Consider the following 16613-nt stretch of genomic DNA (forward strand, 5'->3'; position numbering starts at 1 on the left):
ACCCCGGCACAACAATCCTGTAATTGCGCCATTCATCACGCTGAATGCACCGCTATTGGCAATTTGCCTGCTCCATGGTCTAGACTGGCCGCGTTCTTGTCGGGGTGCCTTGCTATGAGGCTGAGATCGGTAAATACCGGATCCCGTTGAACCTGATCAGGTTAGCGCCTGCGTAGGGAACAAGATTTCTCGTCACCCGGCGAGTCCTCTTGTGCTTCGTCCGGGATGTTGTTCGACAATCGAACAGCCCTCGTGCGCCAAGCACAGCACTGCTTCCAGTGCGTCCGTCCGCCACAGGTTCACTCCGACAAAAATCCACTGCCTGGATGTGTCTGGAGAGCCCGTGATGAGTACAAAACTAAAAAACACCGTGCATTTGAGTGAGTCGGCCAAGGTCGATTCCGGATCCGTGCAGCCGTTTACCCGCTCGCAAAAAGTCTATGTGCAGGGCACTCGCCCGGATATCCGCGTGCCGATGCGTGAAGTCAGCCTGGACGTGACCCCCACCGACTTCGGCGGCGAAATCAATGCGCCAGTGGTGGTCTACGACACCTCCGGGCCGTATACCGACCCGAATATCATCATCGACGTGCGCAAAGGCCTGGGCGATGTGCGCTCGCCGTGGATCGAATCCCGTGGCGACACCGAGCGCCTGTCGGGCCTCAGTTCGCACTTCGGCCAGCAGCGCCTGAGCGACGCCGAGCTGACCGCCCTGCGTTTTGCCCACGTGAAAAACCCGCGCCGCGCCAAGGCCGGGGCCAACGTGACCCAGATGCATTACGCACGCAAAGGCATCATCACCGCCGAGATGGAATACGTCGCCATCCGCGAAAACATGAAGCTTGAAGAGGCTCGCGCCACTGGCCTGCTCGACCAGCAACACGCCGGGCACAGCTTCGGGGCCAGCGTGCCGAAAATCATCACCCCGGAATTTGTGCGCGAAGAAATCGCCCGTGGCCGCGCCATCATTCCGGCCAACATCAACCACACCGAACTGGAGCCGATGATCATCGGCCGTAACTTCCTGGTGAAGGTCAACGGCAATATCGGCAACAGCGCCCTGGGTTCGTCCATCGAAGAAGAAGTGGCGAAACTCACCTGGGGCATTCGCTGGGGCTCGGACACGGTGATGGACCTGTCCACCGGCAAGCACATCCACGAAACCCGCGAGTGGATCATCCGCAACTCGCCGGTGCCGATCGGTACCGTGCCGATCTACCAGGCCCTGGAAAAAGTCGGCGGCGCCGCCGAAGACCTGACCTGGGAGCTGTTCCGCGACACCTTGATCGAACAGGCCGAGCAGGGCGTCGACTACTTCACCATCCACGCCGGCGTGTTGCTGCGCTATGTGCCGCTGACCGCCAAGCGCGTCACCGGCATTGTGTCCCGGGGCGGCTCGATCATGGCCAAGTGGTGCCTGGCGCACCATAAAGAGAACTTCACCTACACGCATTTCGACGAAATCTGCGAAATCATGAAGGCCTACGATGTCAGTTTCTCCCTCGGCGATGGCCTGCGCCCAGGCTCGATTGCCGACGCCAACGATGCGGCGCAGTTCGGCGAGCTGGAAACCCTCGGCGAGTTGACGAAGATCGCCTGGAAACACGATGTGCAAACCATGATCGAAGGCCCTGGCCATGTGCCGATGCAGTTGATCAAGGAGAACATGGACAAGCAGCTGGAGTGCTGTGACGAAGCGCCGTTCTACACCCTGGGCCCGCTGACCACCGATATTGCACCGGGCTACGACCACATCACCTCGGGCATTGGCGCGGCGATGATCGGCTGGTTCGGTTGCGCCATGCTCTGCTACGTCACGCCCAAGGAACACCTGGGCCTGCCGAACAAGGATGACGTGAAGACCGGGATCATCACCTACAAGATTGCGGCCCACGCGGCCGACTTGGCAAAAGGTCATCCGGGCGCGCAGATCCGCGACAACGCCTTGAGCAAGGCGCGGTTCGAGTTCCGCTGGGAAGATCAGTTCAACCTCGGCCTGGACCCGGACACCGCACGTTCCTATCACGATGAAACCCTGCCCAAGGACTCGGCCAAGGTCGCGCATTTCTGCTCGATGTGCGGGCCGAAATTCTGCTCGATGAAAATCACCCAGGAAGTGCGCGAGTACGCGGCCAACCAGCGCATCGAGGCGGTGGACGTGGATGTGGCCAAGGGCTTGGCCGAGCAGGCGGAGCGGTTCAAGCAGGAAGGCAGTCAGCTCTACAAAAAGGTCTGACCCCAATGATCGTTCCCACGCAGAGCGTGGGAACGATCATGTCCCTCTGAGATAACCCCCTTGAGCATTCAACCCAGCACCTATTCCCCTGACATCGCGGTGCCTGCCGATAAAAGAGTCTTCGGCGCCCGCGATCTGTTTTCCCTATGGTTCTCCCTCGGCATCGGCCTGATGGTCCTGCAAACCGGTGCACTGTTGGCGCCGGGGCTGGGCCTGTCGGGGTCGTTGCTGGCGATCTTGCTCGGTACCCTGGTGGGCGTGCTGTTGCTGGCCGCCGTCGGGGTGATCGGCAGTGACACCGGCCTGTCGTCCATGGCCGCCCTCAAGCTCAGCCTCGGCGCCAAGGGGGCGAGCCTGCCGGCGCTGTTGAACCTGTTGCAACTGATCGGCTGGGGCTCGTTCGAAATCATTGTCATGCGCGATGCCGCCAGCCTGCTGGGTACCCGGGCTTTCAGCGCCGGCAGCCTGTGGGCCAGCCCGTTGCTCTGGACCGTGTTCTTCGGCGGCCTCGCCACGTTGCTCGCGGTCAGCGGCCCGTTGACCTTCGTGCGGCAGATCCTGCGCAAGTGGGGGATCTGGCTGTTGCTGGCGGCGTGCCTGTGGCTGACCTGGAACCTGTTCGCCAAGGCCGACCTGGCCGCGCTGTGGGCCCAGGCCGGCGATGGTTCGCTGCCGTTTGCCGTCGGGTTTGATATCGCCATTGCCATGCCGTTGTCCTGGCTGCCGCTGATTGCCGATTACTCACGCTTCGGCCAGCGCGCCACCCGTGTGTTCGGCGGCACCGCCCTGGGCTTTTTTATCGGTAATTTCTGGCTGATGAGCCTGGGCGTGGCCTACACCCTGGCGTTTGCGCCCAGTGGCGAAGTCAATGCGCTGTTGCTGGCGTTGGCCGGGGCTGGCCTGGGGATTCCGCTGTTGCTGATTCTGTTGGATGAATCAGAAAACGCCTTCGCTGATATTCACTCGGCGGCGGTGTCCAGCGGCATGCTATTGCGCCTGAAAGTCGAGCACCTGGCGCTGGCGATTGGGCTTGTGTGCACGCTGATCGCCTGCTTTGCGCCCTTGGCCCAGTATCAGAACTTCCTGCTGTTGATCGGCTCGGTATTCGCGCCGCTGTTTGGCGTGGTGCTGGTGGACCACTTCATCCTGCGCCGGCGTGGCCAGGCCCTGGCTACAAGCCTGCGCTGGCCGGCATTGCTGGCCTGGCTGGGAGGAATCAGTACCTATCATCTGCTGGCCAATCTGTACCCGGATATTGGCGCGACCCTGCCGGCACTGGCGCTGGCAGGGCTGTTGCAATTTATCCTTGGGCGCGCTTTCAGCGGCGCACGGGCACCAGCTCAGGCTTGATGATGCCGTCGAGGCGAGCGTAAGGAATCTGCAACTCGACGTGGCCCATGGCGTAAGGCGCAATGGTGGTCGTAGGGTACTTGAGCACCACGGCACCGTAGGTCAGCGCCACGTTCGGGGTTTTCTGGAAGGGCCAGCTTTTCACGTACTCCGGCTCCAGGCTCAGGCGAGTGCTGATCAGCCAGCTGTTGTGGGCCACTTGGGCGGCTTTCCAGAACGCGTCTTCCTTGCCCGGGCGCAGCATGTCCGCCAGGGTCAGGTTTTTTTGCTGTTGGCGCGAGTAGTTGATGAAGCCACGGCCGGGTTCGCCGTGGGCACCGCCGGTGTCCAGGTAGCTGGACAGCTCGATGATCACCAAGCCGTCATGCTGCTCCCGTACCTTGGCCTGCAAATACATGCTGTTGCGCGGGCCGGACTCACGCAGGAATTTTTCTCGATAGGCATTCAAGGTCGCCGGCACCGGGGCGCCGGGGGTGGTGCGGGTCATTTCCAGCAGGCGTTGCTCGATCAACGCATCGAGCTTGGGCTCGCTGGCGAAATGCACCGTATCGATGTTCACCAGCGGGCAATCGGCAGTGGTGCAGCCGGGTTGCACCACCTCGGAGGCATCGCGAGTGGCTTCCAGCGGCGCACGGTAGCTGGGTTGGAACAGGCTCTGGCAAGCACCGAGCGTCAGGGCAATACAGGCCACGGAGGCGACTTTTAACAGCGACATGGGCGTCCTTCATAAAGCGGAGAAGAGCGAAAGATATGGGGCTTCGACTATCGGCATCCCAGTCAGTTCGCCACTAAGCTGATTACAGTGAGTGTGACCGCCGCCGCCCGTCCCGGCAACCGCAAAGGGGCTGCACCGAGGCGCGCGAGCGCTGTAGGATGGCGCGATGCTAAGACACACACTGGATTAAACGAGGGTTGATATGACCGACAGTGCGAAATCGACGCCGACCAGATTCGAAGAGGTTCAGCGCGACAATGCCTACAGCGGCTTCTACAAGCTCGATCGCGTGCAACTGCGTCACGAGTTGTTCGATGGCGGCATGAGCCCGGTTATCAACCGTGAGATTTTTGTACGCCACGATGCCGTGTGTGTACTGCCCTACGACCCACAGCGCGATGAAGTGGTGTTGATCGAGCAATTTCGTGTGGGCGCCATGGGGCGCACCGACAACCCCTGGCTGGTGGAAATGGTGGCCGGCCTGATCGACAAGAACGAGCAACCGGAGGAGGTTGCACACCGCGAAGCCGAAGAGGAAGCTGGGCTGACCTTCTCCGCGCTGTGGCCGATCACCAAATACTTCCCCTCGCCGGGTGGCAGCACCGAATTCGTCCACCTGTTTTTGGGGCGTTGCGACAGTGCCGGTGCCGGCGGTATCCATGGCCTGGCCGAGGAGGCAGAAGATATCCGTGTCACCGTCTGGGCTTTTGAAGATGCCCTGCAAGCGGTACGCGACGGTAAAATTTCCAACGCAGCCAGCATTATCGCCCTGCAATGGCTTGCGCTTAATCGCGCGGAAGTGAGGGGGCTATGGCAGTAAAGGTACGGGAACGCTACCGGGTTGATCTGATCGGCTTGCAAGCCGCTTGCGAGGCCAACTACGCGCGGCTGATGCGCCTGTTGCCGGACATGCGCCACGCGCCCGAAGCGCGCCGGATCGCCGTGACCCACGGCGACCAGATGCTCGGCGTGTTGAACCTGGAAGTGATCCTCACCTGCCCGTACACCAGCACCCTGCGGGTGCGCCAGGAGCACAGCCTGCCGTGGCTGCCGGTGCCGCAGTTGGAAGTGCAGGTGTATCACGATGCACAGATGGCCGAAGTAGTCAGCGCCGAACATGCACGGCGCTTTCGCAGCATCTATCCTTACCCCAATGTGTTCATGCACCAGCCCGATGAGAAAGCCCAGCTCAATGTGTTTCTCGGCGAGTGGTTGAGCCATTGCCTGGCGTTGGGCCATGAGTTTGAAGTCGTGCGGTAGATGTGAACTGCGTCTGCTTCACGGGTTTCCTCTTTGTATCCTGCCCCAGCATAATTGCGCCCATTGTCCATTTTTCGTGATCGCCCTGGGAGAACGCCTTGCCGAGCGTATCCATCGTGAACCCTGATGCGCCGGCGTTGCTGGTGCAACTGTCTGACAGCCACCTGTTTGCCGAGGCCGACGGCACGCTGCTGGGCATGAACACCCGTGACAGCCTGCAGCGGGTGATTGACCTGGTCCGCGCCCAGCAGCCGCAGATTGATTTGCTGCTGGCCACCGGCGACCTGTCCCAGGACGGCACGCTTGCGTCCTACCAGCTGTTTCGCGAACTGAGCCAGCAGGTCGGGGCCCCGGCGCGCTGGATCCCGGGCAACCACGATGAGCCGCAGGTCATGGCCGAGGCCACCATGGGCAGTGCGTTGCTGGAGCCGGTGGTGGATGTGGGCAACTGGCGGGTCATTATGCTGGACTCCGCCGTGCCGGGCTCGGTGCCGGGTTATCTGGCGGATGTGCAACTGCAGCTCTTGGCCCAGGCGTTGAGCGAAGCACCGGGCCGCCATCACCTGGTGTGCTTCCATCATCACCCCGTGCCTATCGGCTGTGCCTGGATGGAGCCGATTGGCCTGCGTAACCCTGAGGCGCTGTTCGCCGTCCTCGACCGGTTTCCCCAGGTACGGGCGGTGCTGTGGGGGCATGTGCACCAGGAAATCGACCGTGAACGCCATGGCGTGCGCCTGCTGGCGTCGCCGTCGACCTGTATCCAGTTCACCCCGGGCAGTGAGGATTTCAACGTCAGCGAACAGGCCCCTGGCTATCGCTGGCTGCGTTTGCATGCCGATGGACGCTTGGAAACAGGCGTAGAGCGGGTCCAGGGGTTTGCCTTCACCGTCGATTACGCCAGCAATGGCTACTGATCTATTGACGGTGGTCCCGCGCTAACCTCACCACCGTAACGCCTTGCCCCAGATGCCGCAGCGAAGGCTGAATCAACACGCAGTTGTCATACGGCGTGACGATTTCGCGCTGGGCATCCCGGGCGATCACCGTGCCAGCGTGGCTGATCCGTTCCAGGCCACGAAAGTCATCGGTGAAACTGAAGTCCATGCTGTGGGCGATCACTGGGTCGGTGACTTGTAAACATTGCTGGGCTGCAGGTTTTTCCTGGCTGAGAAACGTCGCCACATCCGCCTCGGCGACTGCCTGAGTCGCAATCAGGAAGCGGGCCGCGACGTCGAGGGCGACCCGTTCACTGGTTTTCGAAAAGTGCTGGCCGGTCTCGATCAGCAGCGCATTATTGGGGCTGGCGGCATCGCCGAATCCGCCGTAGTCACGCATGCGCCGGCCGTTGGCGTGGCCGGCGTCTGCGACGATGGTTGCCGGTACGCCTAATGATTGGGCGAACGCCAGGCCTTTGGCGCATGCACCGCACATCATCAGCGGCGGTGATTCTTCGTGCATTGAGTGGATATCGAGCAGCAAATCGACGCTGTCGATCAGCGGGCGCAGCTCCCGGGCGCGGCGCAATTCGGCGGAGTCGCGCGGGCCGTCGAGGGTTGATGGCAGCCAGACGCGGTTCATGTCCTCGTCAATAAAGCGGGTCGCATCAATGTCCTGTGGGTCGAAGCGTTGATAGGCCTGTATGTTGGCAAAGCCCAGTGACAATCGCCCCTGGCGCGGGCGCACCCCGCTGCGCAACAGGGCGTCCACCGCGATTGCGCCGCTGACTTCATTGCCATGGGTCAGCGCCATGATCAGCACATGGGGCCCTGGCGTGCCGCTGTCGAAGCTGTGGATGTAGTCGATCCCGCAGTTACCGGTTTTCCATTGGCTCAGATCAGGGAACTGGACCTCCACGGGGTAGGGTTTGAGTGCTGCACGAACCTGCTCAAGGGTTTTCATTTCAGTCTCCGACTGACCGATGTGTGCACTTGCCGCGCGGGCTTGGCGCGCGACAAGCAAGAAGGGTTTGTTTAATGGGCAGCGGGGTGGGTGCCGCGCATGCGTCGGCCCAGGCAGATAATCGCCAGTACGCTGATCAGAATGGTCGCCATGACATAAAAGCTAGGGGCCAGCTTGCTACCGCTGGCGTCGATCATCCACGTCACGATCAAGGGCGCAAAACCACCAAACAGGGTGACGGAAAAGTTGTAGCTCAGCGCCAGGCCGGTCCCGCGAATGCTGGTTGGGAAAATATCGGCAAGCATTGCCGGGATGGGCCCCAGGCAGGCAGCGATCAACAACCCGACAATCGCCTGCACGGTCAGCAGCGTAGAAAAGCTGGGGAAGGCGTTGAGCAGGGCGAACATCGGATAGGACGAAAACCCGGTAAGCAGCAAGGCGATTGTCAGTACCCGAAAGCGTCCGTAGCGATCGGATAAGCCACCAAATACCGGGGCCATCAACATCAGGGTCACGCCAGTCATCAGCGCCCCGAGATACGAAGAGGTGGCGGTGATGTTCAGTTGTTTAAGTGCATAAATGGGCATGTACAGCTTGTGCACATAGTTGAATGCTGTGGCCCCGGCCACCACGCCGATAGCCAGCAACAGGCTGACGTGCCCTTTGACCAACACATCGCGCAGCGGCGTCTTCACCTTTGTGCTGGCGGCGGTTTTCTTGAAGTCCGGGGTTTCATCGATTTGCGTGCGAATGTAGAAACCCACCGGCCCGATCAGCAGGCCGAAGCCGAAGGCCACACGCCAACCCCAGTCGTTCAACTGCACATCCGACAGCACATAGCTGAGGATTGCACTGACACCCGCGGCCAGTACGGTCGCCAGCCCCTGGGTCGACAATTGCCAGCTGGCAAAGAAGCCACGGCGTTTGGCATCGGCGTGCTCGACCATGAATGCGGTCGCCGCACCAAACTCACCGCCCGTAGAAAAGCCCTGGAGCATGCGCGCAACGATGATCAACAGCGGCGCTGCCAAGCCGATCTGCTCATAGGTCGGGGCGAAGGTAATCATTGCGGTGCCGATCAGCATGATCATGATCGACATCGTTAACGATGCCTTTCGCCCGGCCCTGTCGGTGTAGGAGCCGAGCACGATGGCGCCCAGGGGGCGCATCAGGAAGGAAATGCCAAACGAGCCTACGGCCAGCAGCAGTGAGGTGGTTTCGTTATCGGATGGGAAAAACTGTTTGCTGATCACTACTGCGAAATAGCCGTAGATCAGCAAATCATAAAACTCCAAGGCGTTACCGACACTGGCAGCGACGATCTCCTTCCATGGACCTCGCTGGGTTGGAGCCTGTGCCGATGATAAGACGGATGATGGGACTGTCATGGGTGTGCACCGGGTCTGTTTCACAGTTGGCATTCGGATTCGCCGAACCGCAGCGCGGCCTGACGAGATCGAAGGCATTAATTGTTATGGGTGAAAGCCCGGGTGAAATTGAATCAAGTGCGCACGAACAGCAATTGCCGTTTCGGCACAGGTTTGAGCTGTTTTGGCACGGGGCCGACAGGCATTGGGTTTTACGCATCTTGGAGTTGATGCAATGCTAGAAGCTATGATCGCAAACGCTGTTGGCGCAACGACAGGTTCACAGACCTTCCCAGATCTTCATGACCATTTCGCTCTGGTTGGCGTGCAGGCGATGCAGCGAGACGTCGAAGGCGACGTGAAACTCGAGGCCGCCTGCAATCAGCAACTCGCCCGAGGCCAGCGCATCCTTGACCACCATGCGCGGCAGCCATGCCAGGCCTCTGCCACGCTTGGCCATTTCCAGGATGGCGTCATAAGAGTCCGCCTGGTAGACCATGCGCAGCGCCAGGTGCTGTGGCAGCCGCTCAAGGTGCTGGGCCAGCACGCCGCGCAGTGCCAGGGACGGAGAAAAGGCCAGCCAGGGGATGCTCATGGCGCAGGGCGCGGTGCAGATCTGCTGGCGCGGCAGGCCATTGGCGTCCGGCGCACTGACCGGCAACAGTTCCTCATTGGCCAGTACCCGGGAGTCGCAACGCTCCGCGCCCAGCAGTGTCTGGGTCAATGGGCTGGAAAAGCTCAACAGCAGGTCGACCTCACCGGCGGACAGCTTGCTGATCGCTTCTTGCGCCCCGCTGGTGACCAATGACACTGCAAAATTGCCCAGGCGCTGGTGCAATGACTCGTACCAGTCCGGGAAAAAATCGCTGGCCAGGGTCCGGCCGGTGGCGATGCGCACAGGCTCGTCGCGGCTCAGGGTGGTGCCTTTGAATTGCGCCCTGACAGTGGTCAGCAGTTGCAATGATTGTGTCGCGGCGTCCAGGAACAGCACGCCGCAAGGCGTCAGTGACAGGGGCTGTTTGCGCTCGATCAAGGGTGTACCGACCCATTCTTCCAGGGCGCGGATACGTCGGCCGAACGCCGGGTGCGTGACACAGCGATTTTCGGCGGCCCGCGACAGGCTGCGGGTGCGGGCCAGTTCGATAAAATCCTCAAGCCATTCTAGTTGCATGCGGTTTTCCTGCCTGGCGGCTCATCAACGCGGCGTCAGCGATAGTACCGCCAGCGGCGATGGGCTGCACCCACAACCCCCGCGTTCCCTGTAAACTGCGCCCCTTTGGCTGATAACGCACGGAGAGCCCTGCATGTCCGCTTCGATCTTGTATATCCACGGTTTCAACAGTGCGCCGGCCTCGACCAAGGCCAGCTTGCTGATGGGCGTGATGGACAGTCTCGGTCTGGCCGACCAATTGCGGGTGCCGGCCTTGCATCATCACCCGCGCCAGGCGATGGTCCAGCTGGAGCAGGCGATCGGCGAGCTGGGGCGGCCGCTGCTGGTCGGCAGCTCACTCGGCGGCTACTATGCAACCCATCTTGCCGAACACCATGGCCTCAAGGCGCTGTTGGTCAACCCGGCTGTCAGCCCCCATCGCATGTTCGACGGTTACCTGGGCACCCAGAAGAACCTCTACACCGATGAAACCTGGGAACTGACCCACGATCACGTCGCGGCCCTGGCTGAGCTTGAGGTTGCAGCGCCCCAGGATGCCCAGCGCTATCAGGTGTGGTTGCAGACCGGGGACGAAACACTGGATTATCGCCTCGCCGAGCAGTATTACCGGGCCTGTGCCTTGCGTATCCAGGCTGGCGGCGACCACGGTTACCAGGGCTTTGGCCGACAGTTGCCGGCGCTGTTGAGTTTTGCCGGCATTGGCGCAGATCAGTACCAATCCTTCGATTTCACCGCATTGTGAAAGCGCAGGTTACTTTTTAATCGAACGACTCACGACGAGACCCCATGGCCACTCCCAGCGCTAGCTCTTATAACGCCGACGCCATCGAAGTCCTCTCGGGCCTCGACCCGGTGCGCAAACGCCCCGGCATGTACACCGACACCAGTCGGCCGAACCACCTTGCCCAGGAAGTCATCGACAACAGCGTCGACGAAGCCTTGGCCGGGCATGCCAAGTCGGTCCAGGTCATCCTGCACGCCGACCATTCCCTGGAAGTGTCCGACGACGGGCGCGGTATGCCGGTGGACATCCACCCGGAAGAGGGCGTGTCGGGTGTCGAGCTGATCCTCACCAAGCTGCACGCGGGCGGCAAGTTCTCCAACAAGAACTACCAGTTTTCCGGCGGCTTGCACGGTGTGGGTATTTCCGTGGTCAACGCCTTGTCCACGCAGGTGCGGGTCAAGGTCAAGCGCGACGGCAACGAATACCAGATGACCTTCGCCGATGGCTACAAGGCCACCGAGCTGGAAGTGGTCGGCACGGTCGGCAAGCGCAATACCGGGACCAGCGTGTACTTCGCGCCGGACCCGAAATACTTTGATTCCCCGAAATTCTCCATCAGCCGCCTCAAGCACGTACTCAAGGCCAAGGCCGTGCTGTGCCCGGGCTTGCTGGTCAGTTTTGAAGACAAAGGCACCGGCGAAAAGGTCGAGTGGCACTACGAAGACGGCCTGCGCTCCTACCTCGAAGACTCGGTCAGCGAGTTCGAACGCCTGCCCAACGAGCCGTTCTGCGGCAGCCTGGCAGGTAACAAGGAGGCCGTGGACTGGGCCTTGCTGTGGTTGCCTGAAGGTGGCGACAGCGTCCAGGAAAGCTACGTCAACCTGATCCCCACCGCCCAGGGCGGTACCCACGTCAACGGTCTGCGCCAGGGCTTGCTGGATGCCATGCGCGAATTCTGCGAATACCGCAGCCTGTTGCCGCGCGGTGTGAAGCTGGCGCCGGAAGACGTCTGGGAACGCATCGCCTTTGTGCTGTCGATGAAAATGCAGGAGCCGCAATTCTCCGGCCAGACCAAGGAACGCCTGTCGTCCCGCGAGGCCGCGGCGTTTGTCTCGGGCGTGGTCAAGGATGCGTTCAGCCTGTGGCTCAACGAGCACCCGGAACTGGGCCTGGCCCTGGCGGAGCTGGCGATCAACAACGCCGGCCGTCGCCTCAAGGCCAGCAAAAAGGTCGAGCGCAAGCGCATTACCCAGGGCCCGGCATTGCCCGGCAAGCTGGCGGACTGCGCCGGCCAGGACCCGATGCGCTCCGAACTGTTCCTGGTCGAAGGTGATTCCGCCGGTGGTTCGGCCAAACAGGCGCGGGACAAGGAATTCCAGGCGATCCTGCCGTTGCGCGGCAAGATCCTCAACACCTGGGAAGTCGATGGCAGCGAAGTCCTGGCCAGCCAGGAAGTGCACAACATCGCCGTGGCCATTGGCGTCGATCCAGGCGCCGAGGACATGAGCCAGTTGCGCTACGGCAAGATCTGCATCCTGGCCGACGCCGACTCCGATGGTCTGCACATTGCCACGTTGCTCTGCGCACTGTTCGTCCAGCATTTCCGCCCGCTGGTGGATGCCGGTCACGTCTACGTGGCCATGCCGCCGCTGTACCGCATCGACCTGGGCAAAGAAATCTTCTACGCCCTGGACGAGGCCGAACGCGACGGCATCCTCGACCGCCTGGTGGCCGAGAAGAAGCGCGGCAAGCCACAAGTCACCCGATTCAAGGGCCTGGGTGAAATGAATCCGCCGCAACTGCGCGAAACCACCATGGACCCGAACACCCGGCGCCTGGTGCAGTTGACCCTCGAAGACTATGCCGCCACTTCGGAAATGATGGACATGTTGCTGGCCAAGAAGCGCGCCGGCGACCGCAAGGCCTGGCTGGAGTCCAAAGGCAACCTGGCCGAGGTATTGGGCTGATGCGCAGCGGTTTCGCCCTGGCGATACTGTTGTTGAGCGGGTTGGCAGCTACCTCAGTGGTTGCCCAACCTGCGGCCGAACTCAAGTTGTTGTCCGAACACCCGGTAGACGGCATGCGCGGCGGCAACCTGTCGGGCCTGGCCTTGTGTGGCAAGGACTTGTGGACGGTCTCTGACCGCGACGACGACCAGATCTACCGCCTCGATACCCGCGCCGACACCTGGCAGGCCGAGACGGTAACGATCAACGTGCCGCCGGTGCCCGAGTCTGGCCTGCCCTGGGGCTTGCGCGCACGCACCACGGCGGCGTCGGTGATTCGCGGCGGCGACCTGGATTTTGAAGGCATCAGCTGTGACGCCGCGGGTAATCGCTATATCGTCAGCGAAGCCCATGCGGCCGTGCTGCAGGTGCCGGCAAGCGGTGATCCCGAGTGGCTGAAGATTGCCCCTGGCATGGTCCGCGAGGCGCGGGCCAGTGGCCTGTTGTTGCACTTCAATGCCTTGTTTGAGGGCTTGGCGGTCAACCCCGAGGGCAACCAGATCTGGCTGGCAGCCGAGCGTGAGCGGCGCGGGCTGATCTCGATCAAGCGCGGGCAAAGCGTTTGGGATTGTGATGGCCCATGCGTACTGTTGAGCGAAGCCGGCCAGGAAATGCAACCGGCGCAGTTTCCGGGGGCCAAGGCGGTGTCCAAGGACTTTGCCGACCTGGCGTTGTTCAACGGCAAGCTGTTTACCCTGGAGCGCAACGCGTTCCAGATCTGCCGGCGCGACAGCGTGACGGCCAAGGTCGAGTTGTGTTGGTCGTATGCCGATGAGGCCCTGGTGCCAAATCGACGTTACTCCCAGAGCTACGGCCTGGCGGAAGCCCTGTTGATTGACGCCGACGGCGCCTGGATTGGCATCGACAATAATTTCGGCGCTCGGGCCGATGCTGAAAAACGCCCGATGGTCTATCGTTTTGCCGCCCCGGCCGGTGGCTGGAGCGCCCAGCCTTGAGTGCGCAACCACCGGGCAAGCGTGCCGGGCGGGTGTTGATGTTCGTGGCCTGGGGGGCCGGACTGTTTCTGGCCACGCGGTTTTTCGGGCAATGGGAGGCGCGGCAGGAAAACCCCAATGCCGTGGTCACCTCACAGCAACACGAGGGTTATATCGAAGTGAAACTGGTCGGCAACGGCCAGGGGCATTTCGTCGCCACTGGCCAGATCAACGGCCAGCCGGTGGATTTCATGCTCGATACCGGCGCCACCGATGTGGCGGTGCCGGCCGAGTTGGCCGAACGCCTGGGGCTCAAGCGCGGTTTGCCGGTGACCTTGAGCACCGCCAACGGCCGCAGCCAGGGCTATCGCACCCACCTCGACCGCCTGCAGTTGGGCGATATCGTCCTGCAGGACGTGCGCGCCCTGGTGGCGCCGGGGCTGGGTGGCGAGCAAGTGCTGTTGGGCATGAGCGCATTGAAACAACTTGAATTTACCCAGCGTGGCGGCACCTTGCTGCTACGCCAGACCAGACAATGATGAGGCCCGCATGAGTGACATCCTTGCAGACAGCTTAGACGGCGTAGAACGCCGGTCGCTGGCTGACTTCACCGAAAATGCCTACCTCAACTACTCCATGTACGTGATCATGGACCGTGCCTTGCCGCATATCGGCGACGGCCTGAAACCGGTACAGCGGCGCATTATCTACGCCATGAGTGAGTTGGGCCTGGACGCGGACTCCAAGCACAAGAAGTCGGCGCGTACCGTCGGTGACGTGCTCGGCAAGTTCCACCCCCACGGCGACTCGGCGTGCTACGAAGCCATGGTGCTGATGGCCCAGCCGTTCAGCTACCGCTACACCCTGGTCGATGGCCAGGGCAACTGGGGTGCGCCGGATGATCCCAAGTCGTTCGCCGCCATGCGTTATACCGAGGCGCGGCTGTCGCGTTACTCCGAAGTGCTGCTCAGCGAGCTGGGCCAGGGCACGGCAGACTGGGGCCCGAACTTCGACGGCACCCTCGACGAGCCATTGGTATTGCCGGCGCGCCTGCCCAATATCCTGCTCAACGGCACCACCGGCATTGCCGTGGGCATGGCCACTGATGTGCCACCGCACAACCTGCGTGAAGTCGCCACTGCCTGCGTGCGCCTGCTCGATGAGCCCAAGGCCACGGTTGAGCAACTGTGTGAGCATATCCAGGGCCCGGATTACCCGACCGAAGCGGAAATCATCACGCCGCGTGCCGACCTGCTGAAAATGTACGAGACCGGCAAGGGCTCGGTGCGCATGCGTGCGGTGTACCACATCGAAGATGGCGACATCATCGTCACCGCCTTGCCGCACCAGGTCTCCGGCGCCAAGGTGCTGGAACAGATTGCCGCGCTGATGCAGGCCAAACCGTCGAAGCTGCCGCAAGTGGCGGACCTGCGTGACGAGTCCGACCACGAGAACCCTTGCCGCATCGTGATCATCCCGACCAATAGCCGGGTCGATCACGAAGTGCTGATGCAGCATCTGTTTGCCAGCACCGAGCTGGAGTCCAGCTACCGGGTCAACGTCAACATCATTGGCCTGGACGGCAAGCCGCAGCTGAAAAACCTGCGCAACCTGCTGGTGGAGTGGCTGGAGTTCCGGGTCAATACCGTGCGCCGCCGCCTGCAGTTCCGCCTGGACAAGGTCGAGCGTCGCCTGCACCTGTTGGACGGCTTGCTGATCGCCTATCTCAACCTGGATGAAGTGATCCACATCATCCGCACCGCCGAGCACCCGAAAGCCGAGCTGATCGCGCGTTTCGAGCTGAGTGAGATCCAGGCGGACTACATCCTCGACACCCGCCTGCGTCAGTTGGCGCGCCTGGAAGAGATGAAGCTGCGCGACGAACAGGACGCGCTGCTCAAGGAACAAGCCAAGCTGCAAGCCCTGCTGGGCAGCGAAGCCAAGCTCAAGAAGTTGGTGCGCAGCGAATTGATCAAAGATGCCGAAACCTATGGCGACGACCGCCGCTCGCCGATTGTCGAGCGTGCCGAAGCCAAGGCCCTGACCGAAACCGAGCTGTTGCCCAACGAGAAAATTACCGTCGTTCTGTCGGAAAAGGGTTGGGTTCGTTCCGCCAAGGGGCATGATATTGATGCCACTGGCTTGTCGTACAAAGCCGGCGATGGGTTCAAGACCGCCGCAGCCGGGCGTTCCAACCAGTTCGCGGTGTTTATCGACTCTACCGGGCGCAGTTATTCGGTGCCGGCCCATACCCTGCCATCTGCACGGGGCCAGGGTGAGCCGTTGACCGGCCGCCTGGCGCCGCCGCCAGGGGCAAGTTTTGAGTGTGTATTGCTGCCCGATGATGACTCGCTGTACGTCATCGCCTCTGACGCCGGCTACGGTTTCGTGGTCAAGGGCGAGGATTTGCAGGCCAAGAACAAGGCGGGCAAGGCGCTGTTGAGCCTGCCGAACAACGCCAAGGTGATCCTGCCGCGTCCGGTCGAGGACCGTGAAGGCAATTGGCTGGCCTCGGTGACCACCGAGGGGCGTTTGCTGGTGTTCAAGATCAGCGACCTGCCGCAGTTGGGCAAGGGCAAGGGCAACAAGATCATTGGTATCCCAGGGGAGCGGGTGGCCAGTCGCGAAGAGTACGTGACCGACATCGCGGTGATCCCGGAAGGCTCTACCCTGGTGCTGCAGGCCGGTAAACGTACGCTGTCCCTGCGCCCTGATGACCTTGAGCATTACAAGGGTGAACGTGGACGCCGCGGGAACAAATTGCCCCGTGGCTTCCAGCGGGTGGATGCTTTGCTGGTAGAAACACCTGCTTAAAGCGATATAGAGCGCCCGATCTACGATTTAACGCGTAGATCGGCGCTTTCGCGCTGGAGTCATGGCGCATATTCACGGATGATATGGCCTTTCCAGCGCCGGCGTGGCTGAGCGCGTATAGGTTATTTTTAGTATT

Annotated in this window: 14 protein-coding genes and 1 riboswitch; of the genes, 10 read left to right on the top strand and 4 right to left on the bottom strand. The window is 61.7% G+C overall.

What is annotated here, in order from left to right:
• Nucleotides 1–90 precede the first annotated feature (90 nt).
• A riboswitch (TPP riboswitch) is annotated at nucleotides 91–196 on the top strand.
• Nucleotides 197–346: 150 nt separating this feature from the next.
• Both thiC and cytX read left to right on the top strand, forming a co-directional pair.
• Nucleotides 347–2236 carry a phosphomethylpyrimidine synthase ThiC gene (thiC, locus tag PSFL_RS18120; RefSeq protein ID WP_170044469.1) on the top strand — a complete coding sequence of 630 codons (1890 nt, stop codon included), beginning with the start codon at nucleotides 347–349 and terminating at the stop codon, nucleotides 2234–2236.
• Between the two features lie 60 nt (nucleotides 2237–2296).
• Nucleotides 2297–3586 carry a putative hydroxymethylpyrimidine transporter CytX gene (gene cytX, locus PSFL_RS18125; RefSeq protein ID WP_115127243.1) on the top strand — a complete coding sequence of 430 codons (1290 nt, stop codon included), beginning with the start codon at nucleotides 2297–2299 and terminating at the stop codon, nucleotides 3584–3586.
• On the opposite strand, the gene PSFL_RS18130 is transcribed toward cytX, so the two are convergent.
• Complete coding sequence (locus PSFL_RS18130) at nucleotides 3555–4301, bottom strand: RsiV family protein (protein WP_057437337.1); 747 nt, start codon at nucleotides 4299–4301, stop codon at nucleotides 3555–3557. The two genes, cytX and PSFL_RS18130, sit on opposite strands and share 32 nt — an antisense overlap.
• 202 nt (nucleotides 4302–4503) lie before the next feature.
• Between PSFL_RS18130 and PSFL_RS18135 the strand changes: the two genes are divergently transcribed.
• The 3 genes from PSFL_RS18135 (at nucleotide 4504) to cpdA (ending at nucleotide 6475) form a co-directional block, all read left to right on the top strand.
• The gene (locus PSFL_RS18135; RefSeq protein WP_397470348.1) at nucleotides 4504–5121 is read left to right on the top strand and encodes an NUDIX domain-containing protein; all 618 of its coding nucleotides are present in this window, start codon (nucleotides 4504–4506) and stop codon (nucleotides 5119–5121) included.
• Nucleotides 5112–5561, top strand: a complete 450-nt coding sequence (locus tag PSFL_RS18140; protein WP_057437343.1) for a DUF1249 domain-containing protein — start codon at nucleotides 5112–5114, stop codon at nucleotides 5559–5561. The genes PSFL_RS18135 and PSFL_RS18140 overlap by 10 nt, the downstream gene beginning before the upstream one ends.
• A gap of 98 nt (nucleotides 5562–5659) precedes the next feature.
• Entirely contained in the window at nucleotides 5660–6475 is an 816-nt protein-coding gene (cpdA, locus tag PSFL_RS18145; protein WP_115127244.1) for a 3',5'-cyclic-AMP phosphodiesterase, read from the top strand.
• A gap of 1 nt (nucleotide 6476) precedes the next feature.
• Here the strand turns inward: cpdA and PSFL_RS18150 are convergent, their stop codons facing one another.
• The 3 genes from PSFL_RS18150 to PSFL_RS18160 form a co-directional block, all read right to left on the bottom strand.
• A complete protein-coding gene (locus PSFL_RS18150) occupies nucleotides 6477–7460 on the bottom strand; it encodes a M14 family metallopeptidase (protein WP_397470349.1) in 984 nt (327 codons plus the stop codon).
• Between the two features lie 71 nt (nucleotides 7461–7531).
• Complete coding sequence (locus tag PSFL_RS18155; protein ID WP_315492230.1) at nucleotides 7532–8881, bottom strand: MFS transporter; 1350 nt, start codon at nucleotides 8879–8881, stop codon at nucleotides 7532–7534.
• A 226-nt stretch (nucleotides 8882–9107) separates the two neighbouring features.
• Nucleotides 9108–9998: a LysR family transcriptional regulator gene (locus tag PSFL_RS18160; RefSeq protein WP_397470350.1), complete on the bottom strand. Its 891-nt coding sequence runs from the start codon at nucleotides 9996–9998 to the stop codon at nucleotides 9108–9110.
• A 133-nt stretch (nucleotides 9999–10131) separates the two neighbouring features.
• On the opposite strand from PSFL_RS18160, the gene PSFL_RS18165 reads away from it, so the two are divergent.
• The 5 genes from PSFL_RS18165 to parC are packed head-to-tail and all read left to right on the top strand — an operon-like array spanning nucleotide 10132 to nucleotide 16477.
• The gene (locus PSFL_RS18165) at nucleotides 10132–10740 is read left to right on the top strand and encodes a YqiA/YcfP family alpha/beta fold hydrolase (RefSeq protein WP_057437354.1); all 609 of its coding nucleotides are present in this window, start codon (nucleotides 10132–10134) and stop codon (nucleotides 10738–10740) included.
• A 44-nt stretch (nucleotides 10741–10784) separates the two neighbouring features.
• A complete protein-coding gene (parE, locus tag PSFL_RS18170) occupies nucleotides 10785–12689 on the top strand; it encodes a DNA topoisomerase IV subunit B (RefSeq protein ID WP_057437361.1) in 1905 nt (634 codons plus the stop codon).
• Nucleotides 12689–13684, top strand: a complete 996-nt coding sequence (locus PSFL_RS18175; protein ID WP_170059978.1) for an esterase-like activity of phytase family protein — start codon at nucleotides 12689–12691, stop codon at nucleotides 13682–13684. The genes parE and PSFL_RS18175 overlap by 1 nt, the downstream gene beginning before the upstream one ends.
• Nucleotides 13681–14202, top strand: coding sequence for a TIGR02281 family clan AA aspartic protease (locus tag PSFL_RS18180; RefSeq protein ID WP_057437365.1), 522 nt, complete (start codon nucleotides 13681–13683; stop codon nucleotides 14200–14202). The genes PSFL_RS18175 and PSFL_RS18180 overlap by 4 nt, the downstream gene beginning before the upstream one ends.
• A 10-nt stretch (nucleotides 14203–14212) precedes the next feature.
• On the top strand, nucleotides 14213–16477 hold the full coding sequence (gene parC, locus PSFL_RS18185) for a DNA topoisomerase IV subunit A (protein ID WP_057437367.1): 2265 nt from the start codon (nucleotides 14213–14215) through the stop codon (nucleotides 16475–16477).
• Nucleotides 16478–16613 lie beyond the last annotated feature (136 nt).

The organism is Pseudomonas sp. DD1, assembly GCF_044510355.1.
Taxonomy (GTDB): Bacteria; Pseudomonadota; Gammaproteobacteria; order Pseudomonadales; family Pseudomonadaceae; genus Aquipseudomonas; species Aquipseudomonas shahriarae.